Origin of the sequence: Paraburkholderia lebeckiae (assembly GCF_050436225.1) — a bacterium.
Taxonomy (GTDB): domain Bacteria; phylum Pseudomonadota; class Gammaproteobacteria; order Burkholderiales; family Burkholderiaceae; genus Paraburkholderia; species Paraburkholderia tuberum.
In genome coordinates this window covers 1,637,031-1,658,614 of record NZ_JBNDLU010000001.1, presented here as the reverse complement: position 1 = coordinate 1,658,614, position 21,584 = coordinate 1,637,031, and the positions used below count along the sequence as shown (strand labels likewise).

Genomic DNA, 21,584 nt, shown 5'->3' with positions numbered 1-21,584 from the left:
AAAGGATTGCTATGTTCAATAAAGTCATCTTCGACTCCAGGTTTGACATTCGCGCGCAGACGCAGACATTCCTGACAAGCTTGTCACTGCACCGTTTCACTGGAAGATTGCGTTGGCGCCACTGAAACAGGCGATATTTCTTCACCTTTGTGAGTGATCGCATACAGCGCCTTATTGCGTGCAATCGCAGCTTCGCTTGGCGGATAGTCGTACTTCGGCGTGGGCACCAGACCATCCCGTTGCGCCTCGATGAGTTCCGCATGAACGTCCGCCCGGGTCTTGCCAGTTGGCTGCGTCTGCGCCAAGGCGCTCATCGCGATCGAACACGCAAGGGCGCCAATCGCTATATGTGTTGTCTTTTTCACGGTTTTCTCCGAAGTCTCTAGGAATTTGCCAATCGGCCCGTTGATCGGATCCCATCAGGGCATGCCCGACGCAATGCACCGATGAGCCCATTGTCGTCAATTGACGTTGCTCCCAGACTGACAGCCTGATTACGATTTTGATATCTTCTTTCTGCCTTTGGCGATATTGCGGTGTGGGATGATGGCTGCGGGCTCTGCCGCAACAAGGCGTTGAGGTAGGGGTTGAACAAGGTCCGCGATTACGCACTGCAGAGGACAGGGCAGAGGATAATCATGAAACCTTGTTGATCCCCCTACAGGCCCGGATCCATGACGGTCTCTGGCGTGTATGCGACGAGGCGCGTCTTCGCCCGGTAGTCGTCGACCGCGCCGGCGGCTGGTGCGCAGGAAGCAGCTTGCCGATTGACGAACAGTAGAGCGGCCCGCGTAGTCCGACCGGAAAAGACAGCCGGATCGGCTTGCGCGTCTCGATCACGTTGATCGACTCCACCTGGCGCGCTATGAAATTCGTCTTGACGGATGTTTTGACGCTGACCGATAGTCACTGCCGAAAAGTTCCGTTCATTCCACGCGCGTGCGTGAAAGACACAACCCGCTCTCGTTCATCGCGCGCTGACCATGTTTACTTCAGCGTGCGCAACGATATCTTCGACCTGCGCCTGCTGCCGGCGATCGCATGACCGAAGGCAGTATCCGCCGACCGCTTCGGCGTTTCGCGCACACCGGCGCGCGGGGCGCTGCAGCGTCTTCAAAGCGACGGTTTGATGCGCGGCTATGTGCGCGGCGGCTGGGAAGTCGTGCCGATCGACTTCAAGCGCTTCGAAGATCTATACGAAATGCGCAAGCTGATCGAGACGTTCCGCTACGGAACAAACGCAATCGCTCAAGAAACTGCGCAGCATGTCCCGAACGTCGTGCGCGAATCGGCGTACCGTTTAAAAGTTTCACTAAAACTGCCCCGGCCTGTTCCGGCTCGACGACTCCAACGAGCAATGATTACCGCTCGTGTATCAGTCTTGTAACAAAATGTGACGGAGAACGGGCGAGCGGCCCGGTTGGTCCAAAAAATCAGGGTATTCATCAGTCTAAACACAACCAGATCGGCATGCTCCATGGACCCATGACCATTTTTTGCCGGTACTTATAACGGACGCCGATTTCTGGCGAATGTTCACCCGTAATTTCGTGTTTCTTGTCTGTAACAAATTGTGACGTGCGGGCGGCCTCATGGTCTTTCCCGTACGCGGATTTTGTTGTGATGAAACTATGCTCCCGATAGTTGGGTGATACCTTGCGGAGCCTTGAATTACCGTGAGATGCGCCATCGCGCCCAATTCCGCCTGAAGCTTTCCTCAGACTTTTTCTGTTCGCCTCCCCACATTAATGTCTGCGCTACCCACGAACGCCCCGACTTTGCCAATTCTCATTTGTGAAACATTCGCTGTCATACATTCATCAAGAGGTCTTTCATTTGGCCAAATGAACTAATCCCAGTAAGCCTTTCAGCGTAGATGGCACTGTTCTAGCTATATGTCCCGCACACCGACGACGCACATGGTTCCGGCAGTAACAGCGTCTCGATTTCAGGTGCCACAGAACAGCTGACGGAGGAGTTTGCTTCTGCGGCGCAGGAAAACTTCGGCACTTCCGGTTTTGTTTGCCGATGGTGGCGAAGTTCAAGGAACTGCGATGCCAGTCTGGACCGGCACCGCAGTTCCCGAAGAGAGTGGCATTGGGGAGAGGACGGGCTGGAGCGCATTGTCGAGGCGATGTGCTCCAGCACCGAACCGGTCAGCCAGGCCAAAACCGGCTGCGCAGTTGGCAGCCTTCACCAATGCCCGGTCCCGCAGCGGGCATGTTTAGTGTACCTGAGTAAAACAACTTCTTTTTCAAGGAGCATCAAATGCAAAAAACTCTCGACCTGATCCGTGCCTTTGCGCGTGAAGAAGATGGCGTGACGGCGATCGAATATGGTCTGCTGGCTGCGTTGATCGCGGTGTCCATTATCGTTGGCGCGACGACTATCGGCACACAGTTGAATACCGTATTCACCAACATCGGGACTAAGCTGACCGCGGCCAACGGCGGATAAGCGGCACAACCGAGGTGAGCGGAGCTGCCGGGTCTTCGCACTGGCAGTTCCGTGATCGGCGCCGCGAAGGTAGTTCTGGAAAACTAAACGTCTTGGGGGGAGATGAAAGAAGCTCCCGACCTGATCCGTGCCTTTGCGCACGAAGAAGATGGTGTAACGGCGATTGAATATGGCCTGCTCGCTGGCCTGATAACAGTGTGCATTATCGGTGGCGCGACGGCCATCGGTGGATGGATCAGCCAGTTTTTCAGCAGTATCGGTAACTGGTTCAGCGGCGTCACGATGCCTTAAAAATCATAACGGAGCGGCCCACATTTATCGCGGGTCGGTCCAGTTTTGCCGCAGCACAAACGGGGGAACTCCATGAACGCTTTCGATTTTCCTGTTGGGGCATGCCTGCTGGGGCTGCTCGGAGCAGCCGCGGGCATGGACCTGCATACACGGCGTATTCCGAATGTGCTGGTGCTCACGGGCCTTGCGGTGGCGTTCGCCGTGCAGTGGAGTCTGCACGGAGCAGGCGAGGGCAGCCACCGCTGGATCCTGGGCCTGCTCACCGGGGGTGGCCTGTTCCTGCCGCTCTACCTGATGCGCGGCATGGGTGCGGGCGACGTGAAGCTGATGGCGGCCGTGGGCGCGTTCGTCGGGCCAAATCTGGCGCTGGAGATCGTGCTGGGGACTTGGGCCATTGGCGGCATCTGGGCGCTGGCAGTGGTTGTTTTCAAGGGCGCCGTGAAATCCGTCGGCACCAACATACTGGCGATCCTGCTTTCGAGGGGCGGACAGTGCGGCAGTCTGTGTGAAACAGGAAGGGGCGCCGCACTGCCTTCTGTCGGGTCGCTGCCGTACGGCGTGGCTATTGCCCTGGGCACGTTGAGCATCATGGTCCTGCGCACAGGACTGAGCATCGGGTGACGGCCAGCCGGATTCATACAAGAGAGAAGAGCCCACGTCGAGGGGCAAAAGAAAAGACAGCAGAACAGGCAGCGGACAGAGAAGACTTCGCGCAATGCGCGGGGACCACTCGGGGGAAGAACGTGAACGACGAACAACATACGGCGCCGCAAGCGTCGGCCGACGTGACGCGTCTGTACGACGCCAGCCGGGCACGCCTGAACGGGGACGGCGCAGAAACGGGTCTCGTGGCGCGGGCACCGCGCACCATCGCCGACACCGGCCTCGATCAGAACCTTCTGCTTGAACTGGTGGCCAAAACGGCGCATCTGCTGGGCAAGGTGTCGCTGTCCCAACTGTCCCAGCGCCTGAAGCTTGGTGTCAGCGTGCTGGAGAGCGTGATGGCCTTCGCGGTGCGCGAGCGGGTCATGGAAATTGTTCGGCGCGGCGCGAGCGATATCGACGTCGAGCTTCAGCTGACCGATAGCGGACGTCAGCGGGCGGCCGAATTCATGGCGCGTTGCCGTTACGTCGGCCCAGCGCCCGTTTCACTCGCAGCGTATGAAGCGTCGTTGCATCGCCAGTCGATCCGGCACATGCCTGTCACGCGCGCCAGCGTGCGGGCGGCCTTTGCGGGTTTGATGATCAAGACTGCGCTGCTCGATGAAATCGGCGGCGCAGTCAACAGCGGCAAACCGGTCATCTTCTTCGGCCCGCCCGGCAGCGGAAAAACTTCGCTAGCCGAACGATTGGGACGGCTGTTGCCCGGCCTCCTCGCTGTGCCCTATGCGATCGTCGTCGAGAACGAGATCATTCAGATCTTCGATCAGCTTGTTCACGAGCCGCACGATGCCGGGTCGCCCGATGGCCTGTTAAATGCGCCCGCCGACGCCCGCTGGCAGATTTGCCGCCGGCCCACGGTGCTGTCCGGCGGCGAGCTCACGCTCGAGATGCTCGAGCTGCGCTACGACGCTGCGAGCGGCTTTTACCAGGCGCCGCCGCATGTGAAAGCGAACGGCGGCCTGTATGTAGTCGACGACCTGGGCCGACAGCGCGTCGAGCCGGCCGAACTGCTCAACCGCTGGATCGTGCCGTTCGACCGCGGACTCGACATGCTCACGTTGCATACCGGTTTGCGCTTCTCGCTGCCGTTTGATGTCTGGGTCGCGTTCTCGAGCAACATCGCCCCGGCGGATCTCGGCGACGAAGCCTTCTTTCGCAGGCTCGGCTGCAAGCTGTATGTCGGTGCGCTGGATGTCGCCGAGTATCGCGTCGTGTACGAGCAGCGCTGCCGGGAACTGGCGCTGGCATCGGACGACGACGCTTTCGACTACCTCGTCCATCACCTGCACATGACGTCTGGCAGGCCATTGCTCGCGTGTTATCCGGGCGATCTGCTACGCATCGTGCTTGCCAACGCGCGTTATCAGGAGCAAGCCGCCGTGGCGGATGGGCCGAGCTTGCTAAGGGCATGGAACAGCTACTTCGCGGTGACGGGCGAGCACGAGAATCCGCCACCGCCACAGGGCGTCGGCGCGGAGTGGACCGCAAAAAAAATCGCGGCCGGTTAAGTGACCGGTTAAGCGGCTGGAAATTCTAGTCGGAACACAGGGCAGGCATCAGGGAGAGTTGTCATGAAGAACATACGTGCGTTGGTGATGTTGCTGATCGCTGCGATCGCAGGGCTCGGTGCGGTGGCAATGGCATCGCGCTGGCTGATGGACCGATCGTCGGGCATGACTGCGAAGGTCGCGGTCGCCGCCGTCGATATCAACCTCGGACAGCGGCTGAACCCCGAATTCATCAAGATGGTCGACTGGCCGTCTGGCAGTGTGCCGCCCGGGGCGTTCACCGACGCCCAGAAGCTCGACGGGCGCGTCATGAAAAACAGCGTGTTGCGCGGCGAGCCGATTCTTGACGGCAAGCTGACGCCCGTCGGCACGACGGGTGGTCTTTCGGCCGTGATCGCGGACGGTCGTCGTGCCATTACCGTGCGCGTGAACGACGTGATCGGCGTAGCCGGATTTGCACTGCCCGGCAACTACGTCGACATCATCGTCAGCACGCAGCAGGACAAGGGTAGCGACAAGGGATCGAGCAAGGACGAGAGCATTTCCAAGATCGTGCTCGAAAAAATTCTGGTGCTGGCCGTCGCCCAGGAAGTGGGACGCGACGAGACCAGGCCAAAGGTCGTCAACGCCGTGACGCTCGAAGTCACGCCGGAACAGGCAGAGAAGCTCGATCTGGCGCGCAGCGTCGGCACGCTGTCGCTGGTGCTGCGCAACCAGGTCGACACCGCGACGCTGCCGACGGAAGGCGCAACCAAGTTCAGCTTGCTCGGCACTCCCGCTCCGGCGCCGGCCTCTGCACCCGCTGCGGCACCTGTACGTCACGTGCGCGCACATTACGTGGCACGTCCGGCTGCGCCGCGTGACTGCGTAGGCGTGCTGTCGGGCGTGCTGGGCAGTGTCGAATGTTTCTAGACCGGTTGCAGCGGGGTCTGACCGGGGCGCCGCGGCCGGTAACAAAAATGCAGGAACGCAAGTCTCGACTGTTGATATCGAGTAACGGGGGCATGACCAAATGAAAACGAAACCGGGGTTCTCGCGGGGCAGCAAGAAGCACCGCTGCTCACTGGGCAGCAAAGCGCTCGCCGCGATTCTTTGCTTTGGGCTGGTCGGCACGCAGAGCGCCGAGGCGCAGGAGGCGATCGAATATCCGGCGCTGGCGAAGCGCGGTGCGACCCCGCCCCTGCCAGCGGGTCGCAATGGGAAGCCCATGATGGTCGCGATGGGGACAATGCCAGCTGGCGCTGCGGGTGCTGCAGGTGCCGGGATGAGCGGACCTTTGCCTCTGCGCGGCCCAAGCTGCACGGGCGAGATCCGTGACGAATCGACCGTCACCGTGCCCGTCGGCAAATCAATCCTGGTGCCCCTCATCGAGCCTACGCGTAACCGCACGCTCGGCAATCCAGCAATCGTACAGGCCACGCTGGTGTCTCCCCGTACGCTCTATGTTGTCGGCATGGCAGTCGGCACCACCAACATGATCGTGCAAGGCCGGAGCGGCGCCTGCCAGATGATCAACGTCATCGTCAATATCGACGCCAATGGATTGCAGCAGGCACTCGGACAGCTGTTGCCCGATGAGCGGGGCATCCGCGTGTCGACGGCAGCCGGCAACCTGGTGCTGGGCGGTCAAGTGTCGAGTGCGCCCGCTGCGCAACAGGCGATGCAGATCGCGCAGGCCTTCGCAGACTCGCAACCCACGCAGCAACAGCAAGCGGCCTCGTCGAATTCGGGCAACGGGATGCCGAGCATAAGCCAGCAGAGCTCGAGCACCAGCAAAGCGGCTTCAGTGATCAACATGATGTCCGTCGACTCGCCGCAGCAGGTGATGCTCGAGGTCAAGGTGGCAGAAGTCTCAAAGACGCTGATCAATCAGCTCGGTTCAGCCGTCAACATCCAGGGCGGCTTCGGATCGTGGACGGGTGCGCTGGTGAGCAACCTACTCGCCGGCGTGACCAGCGCGGTCGCTCTCAGCAAGGCCAACAACCGTCCGTTCAATCTCGCAGTCGATGCGCAGAAGACTGACAATCTGGTCAAAATTCTTGCGGAACCGAACCTCGTGACGATCAGCGGGCAGGAGGCCACGTTCCTCTCGGGCGGCAAGATCTTCATTCCCATTCCCCAGAGCAGCGGCAACGGCGTGTCGAGCATCACGCTGCAGGAGGAAGAGTTCGGCGTCGGGCTCAAGTTCACGCCGACCGTGCTGTCGGGAGGGCGCATCAGCCTGAAGGTGGCGCCGGAAGTGTCCGAACTGTCGCCCACGGGTGTGACGGTCTCGTCCACCAACGTGAACGGTGTTTCCATCCTGCCGCTCATCAACACGCGTCGCGCGTCGACGGTTGTCCAGATGCACGATGGCGAGTCGTTTGCGATCGGCGGACTGTTGAGCAGCAACGTGACGGGCGCGCTGAAAGCCGTTCCCGGTCTGGGCGAAGTGCCCGTTCTCGGCGCGTTGCTTCGTAGCACCTCGTTCCAGCAGGACCTGACGGAACTCGTGTTCGTCATTACGCCGCACCTCGTGAAGCCGATGCAGACCACGAACTATCCGCTGCCGACGGACAGCTTCTCGCAACCGAACGTCGCCGACGTCTATGCGACGGGCAACATGGAAGGCCGCCATGGCAGGACTTCTGTGGCACCGGTGGGTACCGAGCCGGGTAACGCGCCAACGCCGACACCTGTGCCCGCACCCGCACCTCAGGCGCCCGCTGCACCCGCAGCGAATGCACTGCCACCGCACGACACACAGGCCACGTCGAGTGCGCCCGCGCAGCCTGCCACGTCTGGCACCGCAGCGCCGCCGGAGAAGGCGCGGCCATCGGCTCAACCTTCAGCGCAGAACCCGATGACGGACGAGCAGGCACCACAGATCGCCCGCATCGAGAGTGCCGCCCGTCAAATCGCTGCACGCGAGGCACAACAGGACGTCGCGAACACTGATGCTTCAGGCCACGCGCTGGACCACTGAAGTCATCCCAAGGGGGAATCTCATGAAACTCGAACATATTGTCTTCGCGCGCCGTGCAGCCATCGTGGTGTCGGTCTGTGCTGCGCTGGGTGGATGCATGTCCAGCACGCCGATCTGGGATGCACATATGGGCGAAGCGCTGAAAGCGGTCGCCCAGGCGCAGATCATCGATCCGCATGCGGGAGAACGCGAGCGCTCCCCAGAGGGCATGGATGGCAAAGTCCGCTGTCTCGGCGATGGCCACCTATGACAAATCCTTCAAGGAACCTGTATCGACGCCGAATGCATTTGTGATCGGCATAGGCAATGGGAACAGCGGCCAGTAAGAACCACATATGCGGGAGATCGTCATGCGTCGTGTCAATCATTCGGGTGTATACGGTGCTGCGCATCGGCGCGAGCGCGGCGTCGTGGCGATCATCGTTGCACTGACGCTTGCAGTGCTGGTCGCCTTCGCCGGTCTTGCGCTCGATCTGGGCAAGCTGTACGTCGCGAAAAGCGAGCTGTCCAATGCTGCGGACGCATGCGCTCTGGCAGCGGCGCGCGATCTGACGAAAGCCGCGTCGCTGGATGCACCCGAGGCGGCGGGGATGACCGTGGGGGCGAGCAACCGCGTGTTGCTGCAGAGTGAAAACGTGTCCAACATCAACGTCACGTTCAGCAAACAGTTCGCCGGAACCTATCAGACGAAGGGCAAGTTCATGCCGGCCGATGTACCGAGCATCGGTTACGTGCGCTGTACGGTGAGCCGCACGGGTATTGCCAACTGGTTCATGCAGGTGGTCAACGCCACGCTCGGCACGTCGGCCGTTGCCGCGACTGCCGTGGCGTCGACCACGCAGGCGCAGACGACGTGTGCGCTGCCGGCGTCCGTTTGCAAGCCGCCAGCCGGAAGCCCCTATACAGTCGGGCAATGGCTGCCCAGCAAGATCGGCTCGGACACCGACCAGCAGCTGACCGGCAATTTCATGTGGGTCAAGTACTACAATCCGGACGGCAGCCTGATGACAGTTTCCGACATCAAGAATCTCCTGACGAGTTCCGGACAATGCACATTGCCGACGATTGGTTCTAAAGTCGGAGCGACGGGCAACATCCAGAGCATGGACGGCGCTTGGAATACCCGTTTCGGGATTTACCAGAATCCGTACAATTCCCCGCCGGATCCTTCCGCGGCTGTGCCCGATTTCACTGGCTACTCCTACGTCCCCACAAAGGCGCCTGACGGAACCCTGATACCGGGGGCGAATGTCTTTCCGAATTTCCGTGACAACGAGCGGACGACCCACGCCCCGTACCAGGGAAAAACCACGACACACCTGGATGTCCAGGGTGCCAAGAACGGGCCTCAATCATCGAGTTATTACGCCAATGGTGCTGACCGGCGGCTCGCAGTCGTCCCCGTGGTCGACTGTTCTGCGTTGCAAGGCGGTAGCCAGAAAGCGGCGATCGACTCATGGGCCTGCGTGCTGATGCTTCATCCGATGGAGAAAAACATCAACGGTTATCTCAACGGCACGATCTACATAGAGTACCGCGGTGACGCGAGCGATCCGGCTACGCCCTGCGCAACTCAAGGCATACCGGGAAGCACGAGCGCTGGCATCGGGCCGATGGTCCCCGTGCTCGTGCAATAGGAGAGTCGTCATGCACTATCACCGCCGATCCCTTCACCGCATGCGAGGCGCGGTGGCTGTCGAGTTCGCGCTCGTGGCAATCCCGCTGATCACGCTGCTGCTTGGCATCGCCGAGTTCGGGCACGCGTTCTACCAGTACAACACGGTTGTCAAGTCAGTGCGGGATGCGACGCGTCTGCTGTCTGCGTATGACCCGACCGACACCGCCGACTATCCGCTTGCGCAAGCCCAGTGTCTTGCTGTCTATGGCACGACAGACTGTTCAGGTTCGCCTCTTGTCGGCGGCCTGACGACGAAAATGGTCGTGGTGTGCGACCAGGTCAACACCGCTGGCTGCACAGGAGCGTTCAAGAACGTCCCAACCAACCCTGCCGCCGAGACCATCAATCTCGTGCAGGTCAAGGTCACAGGATACCCGTACACGCAGATCACCGGGTTCTTCAACCTGGGCAAACTGACCTTCGGGGATATCAGCTGCGTCATGAGGCAAGTGCTATGAACAGAACCGCGATCTTTCGGCTGCCCGGTGCCCGCCGTCAAAAAGGCGTGGCCGCCCTCGAATTCGCTTTGGTCGCGACGGTGTTCTTTACGCTGCTGATCGGCGTGATGGAGATGGGACGTGTGCTCTTTTACTGGAACACGGCAGCGGAGGCCACACGGCTCGGCGCACGGGTGGCCGTGGTGTGCGATATCAACAGCGGCCAATCGGCAAGCAATCCGGTGATCAAGGATATGCAGAAGCTATTGCCGATTCTTCAGCCTTCCAACGTGACAGTGACGTACGCGCCAGCGGGCTGCGACGCCACGTCATGCACTTCGGTCACGGTTGCCATCACCAATGTCACGGTCAATACGGTAGTGCCCTTCGTGCCATTCAACCTGACCATGCCGCCCTTCTCGACGAGGTTGCCAAGAGAAAGCCTGAGCAGCGTGGGCGGAACCAATCCCACCTGTAGTTAAGCCATCGTCCGTGACAGGAAGCATGAAATGATCGACATTCTCATAATTTCACCCGATCCAGCGCATGCCAGCGTGATTGCGCGGATTGTCGAGGCGAGCGATTCCCATCATCGCGTCAAGACGTCGACGGCAGGATTGCCTGATCTCTGCACGAACAAGGAAGCGCTTGATGGCGTCGACCTGCTGATATCCGACGGCTCGCAACTGACACAACAGGACTTCGACGCACTGTCGGCTATTGCGACGAAGCATGCCGATCTGACCTGCATGTTGCTGACGCCGTCGCCGTGCGCGGACCTGCTCATTCGCGCCATGCGCGCGGGGGTGCGGGACGTCCAGCCGTGGCCGGCCGATCCTCAGGATTTGCGGCATGCCGTCGAACGCATCGCCATGAAGTCGAACGGCACGCGACGCGAAGGCACGGTGATTTCATTCATTTCCTGCAAGGGCGGAAGCGGCACGTCGTTCCTTGCGGCAAATCTGGCGTTTGCGGCGTCGACAGCGGGTAAGCGCGCGCTGCTGATCGATCTCGACCATCAATTCGGCGAAGCGGCATTCCTGGTGTCCGAAATCACGCCACCTGCCACCCTCGCTGATGTCAGCGCACAGATCGAGCGGCTCGATCCCGCGTTTCTCGATGCGTGCCTGACCCATGTCAGCGACGGTTTCGATGTGCTGGCCGGCGCGCTCGATCCAGCCAAGGCGAAAGAAATCAAGCCCGAGCATTTGCAGCGCATCCTGAATCTGGTGAGGCACCGGTACGATCTCGTCATCTTCGATATCGGTCACAGCATCAGCAATGTGTCCATCGCGGCGCTCGACCAGAGCGACTGTATTTTCCCGGTGCTGCAACTGAGTCTGCCGTATCTGCGCGGCGGCCGGCGTCTGCTCGATATCTTCCGCTCGCTCGGCTACCGCAGCGACAAGGTGCGCGTGCTGGTCAACCGCTATGAAAAGAAAGGACCAGTCGGGTTGCCGGAACTGGAAAAGGCATTGGGCCTGCGGGTGGCCAGCGTGATTCCGGAAGACGGCGCTTCGGTGTCTGCGTCGATCAATCAGGGCGTGCCGATTCTGCGGCTCGCCAGATCGAGCGGTGTGGCTAAAGGCCTCTGTGAACTGGTGCGCTCCCTATCGCCGCAGGCCGAGACCGAACGGGGCGGCATCTTGCAGAAGTTCTTCAACAGGCCGGTGCTGGGCCGGGCGTGAGATAGAGGAGAGAAAAAATGGAAAACGTGTTGACGTTGCGCGAGCAATTCTCCGATCAGGGCGGTGCGTCCGCCCAGGATGAGAATCTCAATCGCAACCGGATGGTCAAGCGCGCGTATCAGGAACTCAAGAAGAACGTCCATCAGGCCATCATCGATCGCGTCGAACTGGAAAAGCTTCAGCGCCTTTCGACCGAACAGATCCAGCATGAACTCGCGCAACTGGTTGAGCGCATCGTCGAAGAAGACAACGTGCCAATCAACGAGGTCGAGCGGCGGCAGCTCGTGCGCGACGTGCGTGACGAGATGCTCGGCTTCGGCCCGCTCGAAGCACTGCTGGCGGATCCGACCGTCTCCGACATTCTCGTCAACACCTACAAGCATGTTTATGTCGAACGTCGCGGCAAGCTGGAGATGACCGACGTGACGTTCTACGACGATGCGCATCTGATGAAGATCATCGAAAAGATCGTCTCGCGCGTGGGTCGCCGAATCGATGAGTCGAACCCGATGGTCGATGCACGTCTGCCGGACGGCTCGCGCATGAACGCAATCATTCCGCCATCGGCAATCGATGGGCCGCTGCTTTCCATTCGCCGGTTCGCGGTCAATCCGCTGAGCGTGAAAGACCTGATCGAGTATCAAAGCGTCACGCCGCCGATGATGCAGGTGCTCGAAGCGCTGTCCGCTGCGAAGGTGAACGTGCTGATTTCAGGCGGTACCGGCAGCGGCAAGACGACGCTGCTCAACGTGCTGTCGGGGTTTATTCCGTCCGATGAACGGATCGTCACGATCGAAGACGCGGCCGAACTCCAATTGCGTCAGCTGCACGTGCTGCGGCTCGAAACGCGTCCGCCCAACATCGAAGGCAAAGGCGAGATCACCCAGCGCTCGCTGGTGCGCAATGCACTGCGGATGCGGCCTGACCGGATCATCCTCGGCGAAGTGCGCGGCGCGGAGGCACTGGACATGCTGCAGGCAATGAACACCGGGCACGAAGGATCGCTAGCCACGGTGCACGCTAATACGCCGCGTGACGCGCTGACCCGGCTCGAAAACATGATCGGCATGGCCGGGCTGAATCTGCCGCCGAAGTCCGCACGCCATCAGATCAGCTCCGCGATCGGTGTCATTGTCCAGGCAGCCCGTCTGACGGATGGGCGCCGGAAGATCACCAGCATCCAGGAAATTACTGGGATGGAGGGTGACATCATCAACCTGCAGGAGATCTTCACGTTCAAGCGCGCGGGGGTCGACAAGAGCGGGAAGGTGTGCGGGCATTTCTGCGCGACGGGCGTGCGGCCGAAATTTTCCGACCGACTCCAGGCTTTTGGCGTGGCCGTGCCCGATACGCTGTACGACCCGTCGAGGCATTACCCGGTATGAGCCCCGCATGACGAACGCAGCGGGGAAACAACAACGGGCGGCGGCCACGGCTATGCGCCTGCGAGGTATCTGGAAATGAACTATCTATTCTATGGATTCGTCATTCTGGTTTTCTTCACGATCATCCTGTTGATCGAAGCCGGCTATCTTTGGTGGCAGAGCGGGCACAGCAGCGAGGCGAAGCGTCTGGAAAACCGCATCCGGATGATGTCCGCCGGCGGGCACGGCAATGACAAGGCGGTGTCGATTCTCAAGCAGCGCGAACTGAGCACATCGCCACTGTTGACCAGGCTGCTGCTGTGGGTGCCGCGCATCCAGACGGTGGACCGCTGGCTGGTTCAGTCCGGGCTGGACTGGTCGATGGGGAGGCTCCTTACCTACACCGTGTTGCCGCCACTCGTGGTCTGGATCGCGGGCAGCGCGATCTATGTGCCGCTGCTGCCGCTTCTTGCCGCAATCCTGATCGCCGGCATGATCGCGCCATTCAGGGTCAACCGCGCGAAGGCGAAGCGGATGAAGCAGATCGAGCAACAGCTGCCGGAGGCTGCCGACATGATCGGCCGGTCGCTCCGGGCCGGACATTCGTTCTCGGCGGCGCTCGGCATGGTGGGCGATGAAATGCCCGAGCCGATCGGCGGCGAGTTTCGCACGACGTTCGGCCAGATCAATTTTGGCGTATCGCTCAATGACGCACTGGGCGGCCTTGCCAACCGCATACCGATCAGCGACCTGCGCTATTTCGTGATCGCAGTGCTGATCCAGCGTGAGAGCGGTGGCAACCTGGCTGAAATACTCGGCAACATCAGCCAGATCATCCGGGCACGGCTGGCGCTGCTCGGCAAGGTCAGGGTGCTGTCGGCCGAAGGGCGACTGTCGGCGTGGGTTCTGGGTGCCTTGCCGTTTGTGGTGGCGTTCGTAATCTCGATTATTAATCCGGGCTTCCTTCGGATTCTGTGGACCGACCCGGCCGGCATCAAGCTGGTTGGCGTGTCGCTCGTCATGATGGTGTTCGGCGTGATCTGGATGCGCAAAGTCATCCGTATCCATGTTTAACGAAAGTGTGCCATTTCCATTCTTTGAGGATGGGTCCATCCCATGCCCGCCATGAAAACAGAACAACTCCTATTGCTGGCCGCCGTATTCGCAATCGTCGCCCTTTTCTCATTCGGCGTGATGGCACTGCTAATGCCAAACTCGATCCACCGCCGCCTCAGCAAGCTCACCGGAAACGAGCAGAATTCGCCAGAAGCAGCGGACGGCGAGGAGGCTCTATGGGTAAGGAAGATTGCGGAAGCTTCGAAGCCGATTGCGAAACTTTCGATCCCCAAAGAAGGTTGGGAGAATTCGGCACTGCGCACGAAATTCATGCACGCCGGCTGGCGCGACGCGACCGCTCCCGGGTTCTACTTTGCTGCCAAGACAGTCCTCGTGATCGGGCTGCCGCTTGTCTGCCTTGTAGTGGTCGGCCCGTACCTCTCGAACGAAAAAAACCATCTGCTTCTACTGTTGCTGCTCGTGCTTGCGGGAATCGGCTACTACCTGCCCAATATGGCGCTCGCGCGCCGGGTGCACCAGCGCCAGCAGACGATCTTCGAGGACTTTCCCGACGCGCTGGATCTGCTCACGGTCTGCGTGGAAGCGGGCCTCGGGCTGGATGCGGCGTTGATGAAAGTGGCCGATGAAATGGACATCAAGAGCCGGACGCTGAGCGCTGAACTCCAGCTTCTGTTGCTCGAACTGAGAGCGGGCTTGAGCAAGGAAGCGGCGCTCAAGAACCTGGCAAAGCGCACGGGCGTCGAGGAAATCGACGTGCTGGTCTCCATGCTGATTCAGGCCGAGCGCTTCGGCACCAGCATGGGCGATTCGTTGCGCGTGCACTCGGACAACCTGCGGCTCAAGCGACGGCTGAAGGCGGAAGAGGCGGCTGGGAAGATCGCGGTCAAATTGCTGTTTCCGCTGATATTCTGCATATTTCCGACGCTGATGCTGATATTGCTGGGTCCGGCTTTTATTCAGATCCTTCGCGTGCTGCTGCCGACGATGGCTGGCCAGGCAGGTGACGCAGTGCCATTACAGTGATGGTTGGAGAGAAATCATGACACATGCGGAACGATGCGCGGAGATCGTCAAGCTGCGATTCATGCTGGGCGTCAAGCTGGCGGCTTTCAACCAGTTCGTGGCTGAGCGTCTGGGACTGAGCGTTACGGACATGGAATGCCTCGAAGTCGCCTATTTCGACGAGGTGCAACCCGTCACGCCAGGCCGGCTGTCGAAGCTGATGGGGTTATCGCCAGGTAGTATCACGACATCCCTGAAGAACCTCGAAAAAGCAGGGCTAATAGCCCGTGAGCCCGATCCGACCGATGGGCGGCGCATCCTGCTGCGTTTCATTCCAGGCAGTCGTGCAACGGTTAATGCCTGTTTCGAGGCGGTCAACCGTAGTCTGGCAGAGTTTGATGACACACTCGGTAGTGAAGAACTGGAAAGCGTAAAAAATTATTTATCTGCGATGCTAAGAATAATTGACAAGCATATGGCGGACTCAACCAACCGGTTAGCGTGACACCGCGCCGATTGGTGGTCGTGTCGCGACGTTTCATCGCCGGATGGCGTGTTGGGCTTGCCCCCCGGCTTCACCAAGGGCCGTGGATGTGCTGTTCGAAGTGACAGCACGGGCATGCGCAGCTGTGATGCCGGGTATTTTCAGCTATGTGGCGATTCTTCACTGGCTTGCCGATCCTGGGCGCGTCCCGGCATCTTTCAACCCGGCAATACGCGCGGATGATACGTCGATGGGCGGAGGCCGCAGGGCTTGATCCGACAGCGTATGGCACGCATTCGATGCGGCGTACCAAGGCAACCTTCAAGTCGCTGACACGTCGCCGATTTGGTGGCTTGTTCAGCTTAGCCTTAGGGCGAAATAATATCGTTACCGCCGCCAGACAGGCGCGGTCTACTATCGGACGCATGGACATTTTTCTCCTCCCCTTAACAGCTGCAAGGAGATTCGCGTGCGTCCACTTCGTTTCTTTCTCCCTCTCGCGATGTCGCTGGCCACCGCCGGCATCCTCGTGACCGTCCCGGCTTCGGCTCAGCAGAGCGAGTAGGGGAACGTACCGCGGGAGACGGCAGCCCTGTCCAGTCAGCAAGGGAACTGGGCCGTCGTTAGGTCTTGACGGGTCAGGGCCTGGGGCTCGCGTCCATCTCCGAGGCTCGCGCCAGCGCTTGCGTGTCGACATACTCCCGGATGTTCGTCAGCCTGCCATTCCGTAGGGAGATCGCGAAAACGAAATGATCCTCGAACGTGCTGTTCGTCGCCTTGACCTTGCCCTTTGCGAAACCTACGACCATGACCCGGTCTCCCTGCGCCAGGAATTCGGGAGGCTCTGGGGACGTAATCTCCATTTCTTTGGAAGCTTTCTGAAGCAAATCCTCCAATCCCGCGTGCCCGATATGGGTCCCGGCCAACGGCCAGCCCTCGCCAGGGATGATCCACTCTATTTCTTCGGCGACCAGCGCCCGCAGATTGTCCCTGTCGCCGCGGCCGACGGCGGCGAAGAAATCCTTCACAGTCTGAACGTTCGTCTCGGTACTCATGGGAATTCTCCATTTCCTTCGGATCCGATCGCGTGCGTTGTGGTCATCCGTCGAACTTGACAAGGTCCTTAAAGATCAGTTGACCCCAGCTATTTCCGCGCGCCTGCACAAGCTTTCCACCTTCCGAGAGCCCGCCAAGTTTGATCGGCGCGAAGCCGAGATTTTCCGCGAGCACACCAATCTCCGTCGCAGCGTCTTCATCGTCGCTCGCCAGGAACACGACTCTCTTGCCACCATGCACGGCCGGATCCTGGTCAAGCGTCGCAGCGATCAAATGGTTGAAGCCTTTGACCAGTCGTCCGCCATTGAAGGCCTGCGCGATGAACCTGGAAGAAGGCTGACCTCCCAGTTCGTCAGGGGGTACGCCGTAGGCATTGGTCACATCGACGATGGTCTTCCCGTGCCAGGTGTGGAGCGCCTTGGCGACATCCGGGTGCGCCTCGAAACGGACAGCCAAAAAAATGATGTCCGCCTTGACCGCTTCCGCCAGTTTTTTGGGAATGATCGTGGGTCCGATCGCGGCCGCGTCGGACGCAAAGCTTATCGGGTCGCGCGTGGTTGCAACGGACACTTCAATGCCTTTGCGGGCAAACGCTTTGGCAAGCGCGTGACCGATCTTGCCGAAGCCGATGATTGCGTAGCTCATAGATTTTCCTTCTGTTTGTTGAACCCTGGGGCGCTCCGAAAAATCGTGCGGGCGCCGTGGGGTTGCACGTCAGAGTTGCGCAAGGCCGCCGTCGACGGCGACTTCGCTGGCGGTCATGAAGCTGCTGTCCTGCGAGGCCAGGAAGGCGGCCACCGCTCCAATCTCTGCGGGATCAGCCATGCGCTGGAGCGGGGTCATCGCGCCGTACGCCTTCTGGCCTTCCTCGCCCAGCGCCTCCTTCGCGAGTTCGGTCGCCGTCGCCCCGGGCGACAGCACGTTGACGCGGATGCCAGTGCCCTTGAGGTCCGCCGCCCAAGTCCGCGCGAGGTTGCGCACGGCCGCCTTGCTCGCGCTGTAGGCGGTGAATCCCGGGGCGCCGGTGGTGCCGGCGCTCGACCCAGTCAGGATGATTGAACCGCCCTGGCCCATCAGCGGCAGCGCCTCCTGGACCGTGAAAATCGTACCCTTCACGTTGGTGTCGAAAATTTCGTCAATGTGCTCGGCGGTGATCTTGCCGAGCGGAAGCGGGCTTCCCGCCCCGGCATTGGCAAAGACAATGTCGAGAGTTCCGCGCTCGGACTTCACCGCCGCGTAGAGTTGGTTGAGGTCGGCAAGATCGGAGACTGAGCCCTTTACCGCGCGGGCATTGGGCCCGAGGCTGGCCAAGGCGGCGTCGAGCGCTTCCTGCCGGCGGCCGAAGATGAAAACGAAGGCGCCTTCCTCGATGAAGCGCTTTGCTGCGGCGAGGCCGATGCCGGTAGCGCCACCGGTGATCACGGCGGTCTTTCCATTCAGTCTGTTCATGTCATGCAATCCTTTGAGACAAGAGCGAAAACATAATTCTGGCGCTCTTGATTCATGAAGACAATTGACTGAATATGTATAAGTACCATCTACTATTTGGATATAACTGTGCTCGACAACGTCACCATCAATCAACTTCGGGCCTTCGTCGCCGTTTGTGATTACGGGAGCTTTTCCGGAGCCGCACGGGAGCTGAGGCGTGCACAGTCGGCGATCAGTCACGCGATCAACGCGCTCGAGAGTGCCTTTGATGTGATGCTGTTTGAGCGCAACACTCGCAAAGCGACGCTTACAGCCGCGGGCCGCAGCCTCCTGCCCGATGCTCGTGGGGTAATCTCACGCACCGAGGAAATGAAGATGCGCGCGGTTGCGATTTCTGAGGCCGGGGTCCCGCAGGTGTCCATTGCCGTAGACACCTATTTTCCGCGTACGCACCTGATCGAATGCCTGCGCGCCCTGCAGGCGGACTTTCCAACGGTTGCAATCAATCTGCGCATGACAACCATGCAGGGCGGCGAGCGTTTGGTTCTCGAGGGCACGTGCGCATTGGCGGTGACGATCACGGACGTGCCGGAACTGAGTCCAGGTACCATTGAAAGACAGCATCTATGTGACGCGCAAATGGTGACGGTGTGTGCGCCATCGCATCCGCTGGCCGCAATCGCGGGGCCGATCCCGCGAGAGGAATTCGGCCGGCACATCCAGCTCGTCGTAACCGACAATCAGCCTGATGCGGAAAAGACGCAACAGGGCGTCGCTAGTGAACGCCAGTGGCTGGTGAATGATCTCGGCGCGAAGCACGATCTGCTCAGGGGAAGCTTGTGCTGGGGGCACATGCCGCATCATCTGGTTGCGGAGGACCTTGCGAATGGAACACTTGTCGAACTCCAACGGCGCGCATGGCACATGCGCCCCCTCACCTTCATGGTCTCGCAGCGGCGCGGGTACTCGTTTTCCGAATGCGAGGCACGGCTGGTCGAGATCCTTGGCAATCCGCAGCGCTTGCCCAAGGATGCCAGACAGCGCTCTGTCTCACGCAAAGGCGAAACAGCCCGAAGGCCCGTCACGCGTGAGCAACAGTCGGTACGGGCTGCCGCTCCTCGACGGGTGTCCTCAAAGTAGATAAGCAATCTGCTTTGCGGGCTCACGGTCCTCAACGTCGCGCGTAACGCTCGTCGGTGTAGAGAACAACAATATCGAGGATCAGGGGCAGCGCAACGCGAAGACCTTGATGGGCGTCCTCGGCTCTGACGCGATCGTGCCGTGAGGTTGTAAGTCAGCAATCGGCCAATTTGAGACGGTCGCGAACGGCTCCGCGAGGTCGCCTGAGCGGCTGCCACAAGCCCTGAGTCCGTCCCCGTCAAGTATTTCGAGGGCGGCCGATCTGGCCAGTCTGTGCCTGGCCAGCGAGACCCAAAGCCCGATTTGAAAAGGCCGATCCACTGGTTAGATTTGATGCCATGTCCCTCCACAACGTAGCAAGCGGTCATGTGGATCTATACTGGGGCACCTGGAGGCTTCGATGGCTAATCAAGACAGACTGCATCCGCTACGTCCGCTCCTGAAGAATTGGGTTTGGGAGCATGGCCGAATCGGTACCCGATATCTGGACTGCACCGATGGCGAAATCAAGTTTGACGAAGGCAAGAAGTCGCGCTTCGCGGCCGAAGAATACATTTACGTGCCGCTCGACAAGGATGCTGACGACGATGCGCCTGTGGAAGGTCCTGCGATCCAGGAGGCGGGGCTCGCCCGGTTTTTGAGGGCAGCGCAGTTAGGCAGGCCCGAGGAGGCCGGCACTATCGTGGAGGTCCAGCGCGCAGTGCAGGACTGCATGGAACTCGGCCTGTTCAGCGCATATCAGTTGAGCGCCCAGCAGGCCGCCGCACGCTATGCGCAAGAACCCATGTTCGAGGATGAAATCCGCGCTGCGGTTGTCGACGATATCCGACGTATCTACGGGGGCATGCGCGAGCAATTGGCGCTGTACGATTTCAGTGTGCTTTACGGCTTGCCCACGCCCCTGCTCATTAGCGAGGCGCCGTTCATCGACTGGCGCGTGCGCGCTAGTCCGGCCCTTCCGTTTGTTTCGCTTCCTCTTGGGCCATACTGCCTGCTGGTGGGTGCGCCGTCGGGCAGGAGCAGCCGAATTGGCCCCGTGGTATGGAAGTCCGCCGCGGCAATGGGCCCGTTGAAGGACCACAACCGCCAAATCGCGGAGCACGCACGGTTGTGGCTAGTGGCGACCACTGATGACCAACTCGTCGCGGTACAAAGCCGCTTTGCTGATGCCAGGGGCCCCAAGCCAGAGGATGCGAGGCCCTGACTGAAGTCGGCGGGAAACGCGTTGAATCGTTCGTGCTTCTGGAGACGATTTACGGACGTCCGCTCCCTGAAGCCACGAGTGTCACGCTGGGTCGATATCCGCGCGGCCTTCATAAGCAGCGGAATACACCCGCGAGTAGGGGTCGGCCCCGTCAAGCCCCCCGTCGCGCGTGCCAGCCTCTGAAAGTCGCGATCGCGTATCCTGGCAGGTCAGTCCTTAGCCCACGCCGCAGCCATGGCGACAGCAAAGTCCCGATAGGATCTCGGTTGCCGTCCCAGCAGCGTCGCCATACGCTCGACCTCCGCGCTGGACGCGACCGCGCCGTCCTGCTGATACCGGCCCATCATGAGCCGCATGTCGTATGCGAGCCAGGCAGGAGCAACCGACTTGAGGCGCTGCTCAAGGACGTCGAGATCGTCGCCACCGTAGCGGACGGGACGTCCCAGCGCCTCGGCCCAGATCGAAACCACGGTCTGCGCATTGATCGCGTCAGGACCGACGAGTTCGTAGGTCTCGCGCGGCAGCGGGTTTGAGCCACGCTCGCGGCGCAGCAGTTCGCGCGCGGCAGCCTCGCCGATATCACGGACGTCGACCATGGAAATGCCTTTCGCGCCAATTGGCATGCCGTAGACGCCGTGCGAAAGCAGCGGGTCTTTCTGCCGGACGTCGTTCTGGATGAAATACGCGGGGCGCAGCACTGTCACCGGCAGGTCGAGGTGTTCGATCATGCGCTCGACCGTATGTTTGCCGGTGAAATGCGGCACGTCGACGTATTCGGCGCCCTTGAACACCGACAGATAAACCACGCCTTTCACACCCGCTTCCCGTGCGACGCTCAGGGTCTGCACCGCCTGAGTCAGCTCGTCCGCGACGTTGGGCGCAAGCAGGAACAACGTGCTGACGCCGATCATCGCCTGCCGCACCGCGTCGACGTCGGACAGGTCGCCCTTCACTGCGGTGACGCCACCAGAAAATCGCGCTTTCTCCGGTGTGCGGGTCAGCGCGCGTACCTCGGCACCGCTGCCGCCCAGATGCTCGATAACCTGCTTACCGATCACGCCCGTGCTGCCTGTAACGAGGACTGCCATGGGTATCTCCTTGAAGTGGATGGGCTGGGTCAGCCCGTGAGACAAACAATA

At 60.5% G+C, this 21,584-nt stretch carries 22 protein-coding genes and 2 pseudogenes; 18 read left to right on the top strand and 6 right to left on the bottom strand.

The features are described from left to right. Positions 1 to 83: 83 nt before the first annotated feature. Positions 84 to 365, bottom strand: a complete 282-nt coding sequence (locus OKW45_RS07725) for a DUF4148 domain-containing protein (RefSeq protein WP_429466971.1) — start codon at positions 363 to 365, stop codon at positions 84 to 86. Between the two features lie 271 nt (positions 366 to 636). Beyond that, entirely contained in the window at positions 637 to 840 is a 204-nt protein-coding gene (locus OKW45_RS07720) for an IclR family transcriptional regulator domain-containing protein (RefSeq protein ID WP_429469303.1), read from the bottom strand. A gap of 103 nt (positions 841 to 943) precedes the next feature. On the opposite strand from OKW45_RS07720, the pseudogene OKW45_RS07715 reads away from it, so the two are divergent. The 16 genes and pseudogenes from OKW45_RS07715 to OKW45_RS07640 form a co-directional block, all read left to right on the top strand. After that, positions 944 to 1,223 (top strand): annotated as a pseudogene (locus OKW45_RS07715) (GntR family transcriptional regulator); the annotation flags it as partial. A gap of 1,045 nt (positions 1,224 to 2,268) precedes the next feature. Further along, positions 2,269 to 2,457: a Flp family type IVb pilin gene (locus OKW45_RS07710; protein WP_429466969.1), complete on the top strand. Its 189-nt coding sequence runs from the start codon at positions 2,269 to 2,271 to the stop codon at positions 2,455 to 2,457. Positions 2,458 to 2,559: 102 nt separating this feature from the next. Beyond that, positions 2,560 to 2,748, top strand: a complete 189-nt coding sequence (locus tag OKW45_RS07705) for a Flp family type IVb pilin (RefSeq protein WP_429466967.1) — start codon at positions 2,560 to 2,562, stop codon at positions 2,746 to 2,748. A 72-nt stretch (positions 2,749 to 2,820) separates the two neighbouring features. Then, on the top strand, positions 2,821 to 3,369 hold the full coding sequence (locus OKW45_RS07700) for an A24 family peptidase (RefSeq protein ID WP_429466965.1): 549 nt from the start codon (positions 2,821 to 2,823) through the stop codon (positions 3,367 to 3,369). 122 nt (positions 3,370 to 3,491) lie between these two features. Further along, positions 3,492 to 4,919: a DUF8689 domain-containing protein gene (locus tag OKW45_RS07695; protein ID WP_429466963.1), complete on the top strand. Its 1,428-nt coding sequence runs from the start codon at positions 3,492 to 3,494 to the stop codon at positions 4,917 to 4,919. Positions 4,920 to 4,982: 63 nt separating this feature from the next. Continuing rightward, on the top strand, positions 4,983 to 5,831 hold the full coding sequence (cpaB, locus tag OKW45_RS07690; protein WP_429466961.1) for a Flp pilus assembly protein CpaB: 849 nt from the start codon (positions 4,983 to 4,985) through the stop codon (positions 5,829 to 5,831). Positions 5,832 to 5,931: 100 nt separating this feature from the next. Next, complete coding sequence (locus tag OKW45_RS07685; RefSeq protein ID WP_429466959.1) at positions 5,932 to 7,884, top strand: type II and III secretion system protein family protein; 1,953 nt, start codon at positions 5,932 to 5,934, stop codon at positions 7,882 to 7,884. A gap of 22 nt (positions 7,885 to 7,906) precedes the next feature. Next, a pseudogene (locus OKW45_RS07680) lies at positions 7,907 to 8,210 on the top strand (hypothetical protein). 24 nt (positions 8,211 to 8,234) lie between these two features. Further along, positions 8,235 to 9,521 (top strand): pilus assembly protein TadG-related protein, encoded by a 1,287-nt coding sequence (locus OKW45_RS07675; RefSeq protein ID WP_184012347.1) that lies wholly within the window; start codon positions 8,235 to 8,237, stop codon positions 9,519 to 9,521. 10 nt (positions 9,522 to 9,531) lie between these two features. Beyond that, positions 9,532 to 10,020: a TadE/TadG family type IV pilus assembly protein gene (locus tag OKW45_RS07670; protein ID WP_429466957.1), complete on the top strand. Its 489-nt coding sequence runs from the start codon at positions 9,532 to 9,534 to the stop codon at positions 10,018 to 10,020. Beyond that, positions 10,017 to 10,481 (top strand): TadE/TadG family type IV pilus assembly protein, encoded by a 465-nt coding sequence (locus OKW45_RS07665; protein WP_429466955.1) that lies wholly within the window; start codon positions 10,017 to 10,019, stop codon positions 10,479 to 10,481. The genes OKW45_RS07670 and OKW45_RS07665 overlap by 4 nt, the downstream gene beginning before the upstream one ends. 27 nt (positions 10,482 to 10,508) lie before the next feature. Continuing rightward, positions 10,509 to 11,687 (top strand): CpaE/TadZ family protein, encoded by a 1,179-nt coding sequence (locus OKW45_RS07660; protein ID WP_429466953.1) that lies wholly within the window; start codon positions 10,509 to 10,511, stop codon positions 11,685 to 11,687. 17 nt (positions 11,688 to 11,704) lie between these two features. Further along, positions 11,705 to 13,072: a TadA family conjugal transfer-associated ATPase gene (locus tag OKW45_RS07655; protein WP_429466951.1), complete on the top strand. Its 1,368-nt coding sequence runs from the start codon at positions 11,705 to 11,707 to the stop codon at positions 13,070 to 13,072. Between the two features lie 75 nt (positions 13,073 to 13,147). Beyond that, complete coding sequence (locus OKW45_RS07650; protein ID WP_018425349.1) at positions 13,148 to 14,125, top strand: type II secretion system F family protein; 978 nt, start codon at positions 13,148 to 13,150, stop codon at positions 14,123 to 14,125. A 42-nt stretch (positions 14,126 to 14,167) separates the two neighbouring features. Beyond that, on the top strand, positions 14,168 to 15,151 hold the full coding sequence (locus OKW45_RS07645) for a type II secretion system F family protein (RefSeq protein WP_429466949.1): 984 nt from the start codon (positions 14,168 to 14,170) through the stop codon (positions 15,149 to 15,151). A 16-nt stretch (positions 15,152 to 15,167) separates the two neighbouring features. After that, a complete protein-coding gene (locus tag OKW45_RS07640) occupies positions 15,168 to 15,635 on the top strand; it encodes a MarR family winged helix-turn-helix transcriptional regulator (protein ID WP_429466947.1) in 468 nt (155 codons plus the stop codon). A gap of 617 nt (positions 15,636 to 16,252) precedes the next feature. On the opposite strand, the gene OKW45_RS07635 is transcribed toward OKW45_RS07640, so the two are convergent. From OKW45_RS07635 to OKW45_RS07625, 3 genes are all read right to left on the bottom strand, one after another. Then, a complete protein-coding gene (locus OKW45_RS07635; protein ID WP_429466945.1) occupies positions 16,253 to 16,669 on the bottom strand; it encodes a nuclear transport factor 2 family protein in 417 nt (138 codons plus the stop codon). A 43-nt stretch (positions 16,670 to 16,712) separates the two neighbouring features. Next, on the bottom strand, positions 16,713 to 17,315 hold the full coding sequence (locus OKW45_RS07630) for an NADPH-dependent F420 reductase (protein ID WP_429466943.1): 603 nt from the start codon (positions 17,313 to 17,315) through the stop codon (positions 16,713 to 16,715). Between the two features lie 69 nt (positions 17,316 to 17,384). After that, positions 17,385 to 18,119: an SDR family NAD(P)-dependent oxidoreductase gene (locus OKW45_RS07625; protein WP_429466941.1), complete on the bottom strand. Its 735-nt coding sequence runs from the start codon at positions 18,117 to 18,119 to the stop codon at positions 17,385 to 17,387. Positions 18,120 to 18,227: 108 nt separating this feature from the next. Between OKW45_RS07625 and OKW45_RS07620 the strand changes: the two genes are divergently transcribed. Together OKW45_RS07620 and OKW45_RS07615 are read left to right on the top strand one after the other, a co-directional pair. Beyond that, positions 18,228 to 19,241 (top strand): LysR family transcriptional regulator, encoded by a 1,014-nt coding sequence (locus OKW45_RS07620; protein WP_429466940.1) that lies wholly within the window; start codon positions 18,228 to 18,230, stop codon positions 19,239 to 19,241. A gap of 400 nt (positions 19,242 to 19,641) precedes the next feature. Beyond that, complete coding sequence (locus OKW45_RS07615; RefSeq protein WP_429466938.1) at positions 19,642 to 20,445, top strand: hypothetical protein; 804 nt, start codon at positions 19,642 to 19,644, stop codon at positions 20,443 to 20,445. A gap of 209 nt (positions 20,446 to 20,654) precedes the next feature. Here the strand turns inward: OKW45_RS07615 and OKW45_RS07610 are convergent, their stop codons facing one another. Next, positions 20,655 to 21,533, bottom strand: coding sequence for an NmrA family NAD(P)-binding protein (locus OKW45_RS07610; protein ID WP_429469300.1), 879 nt, complete (start codon positions 21,531 to 21,533; stop codon positions 20,655 to 20,657). Positions 21,534 to 21,584 lie beyond the last annotated feature (51 nt).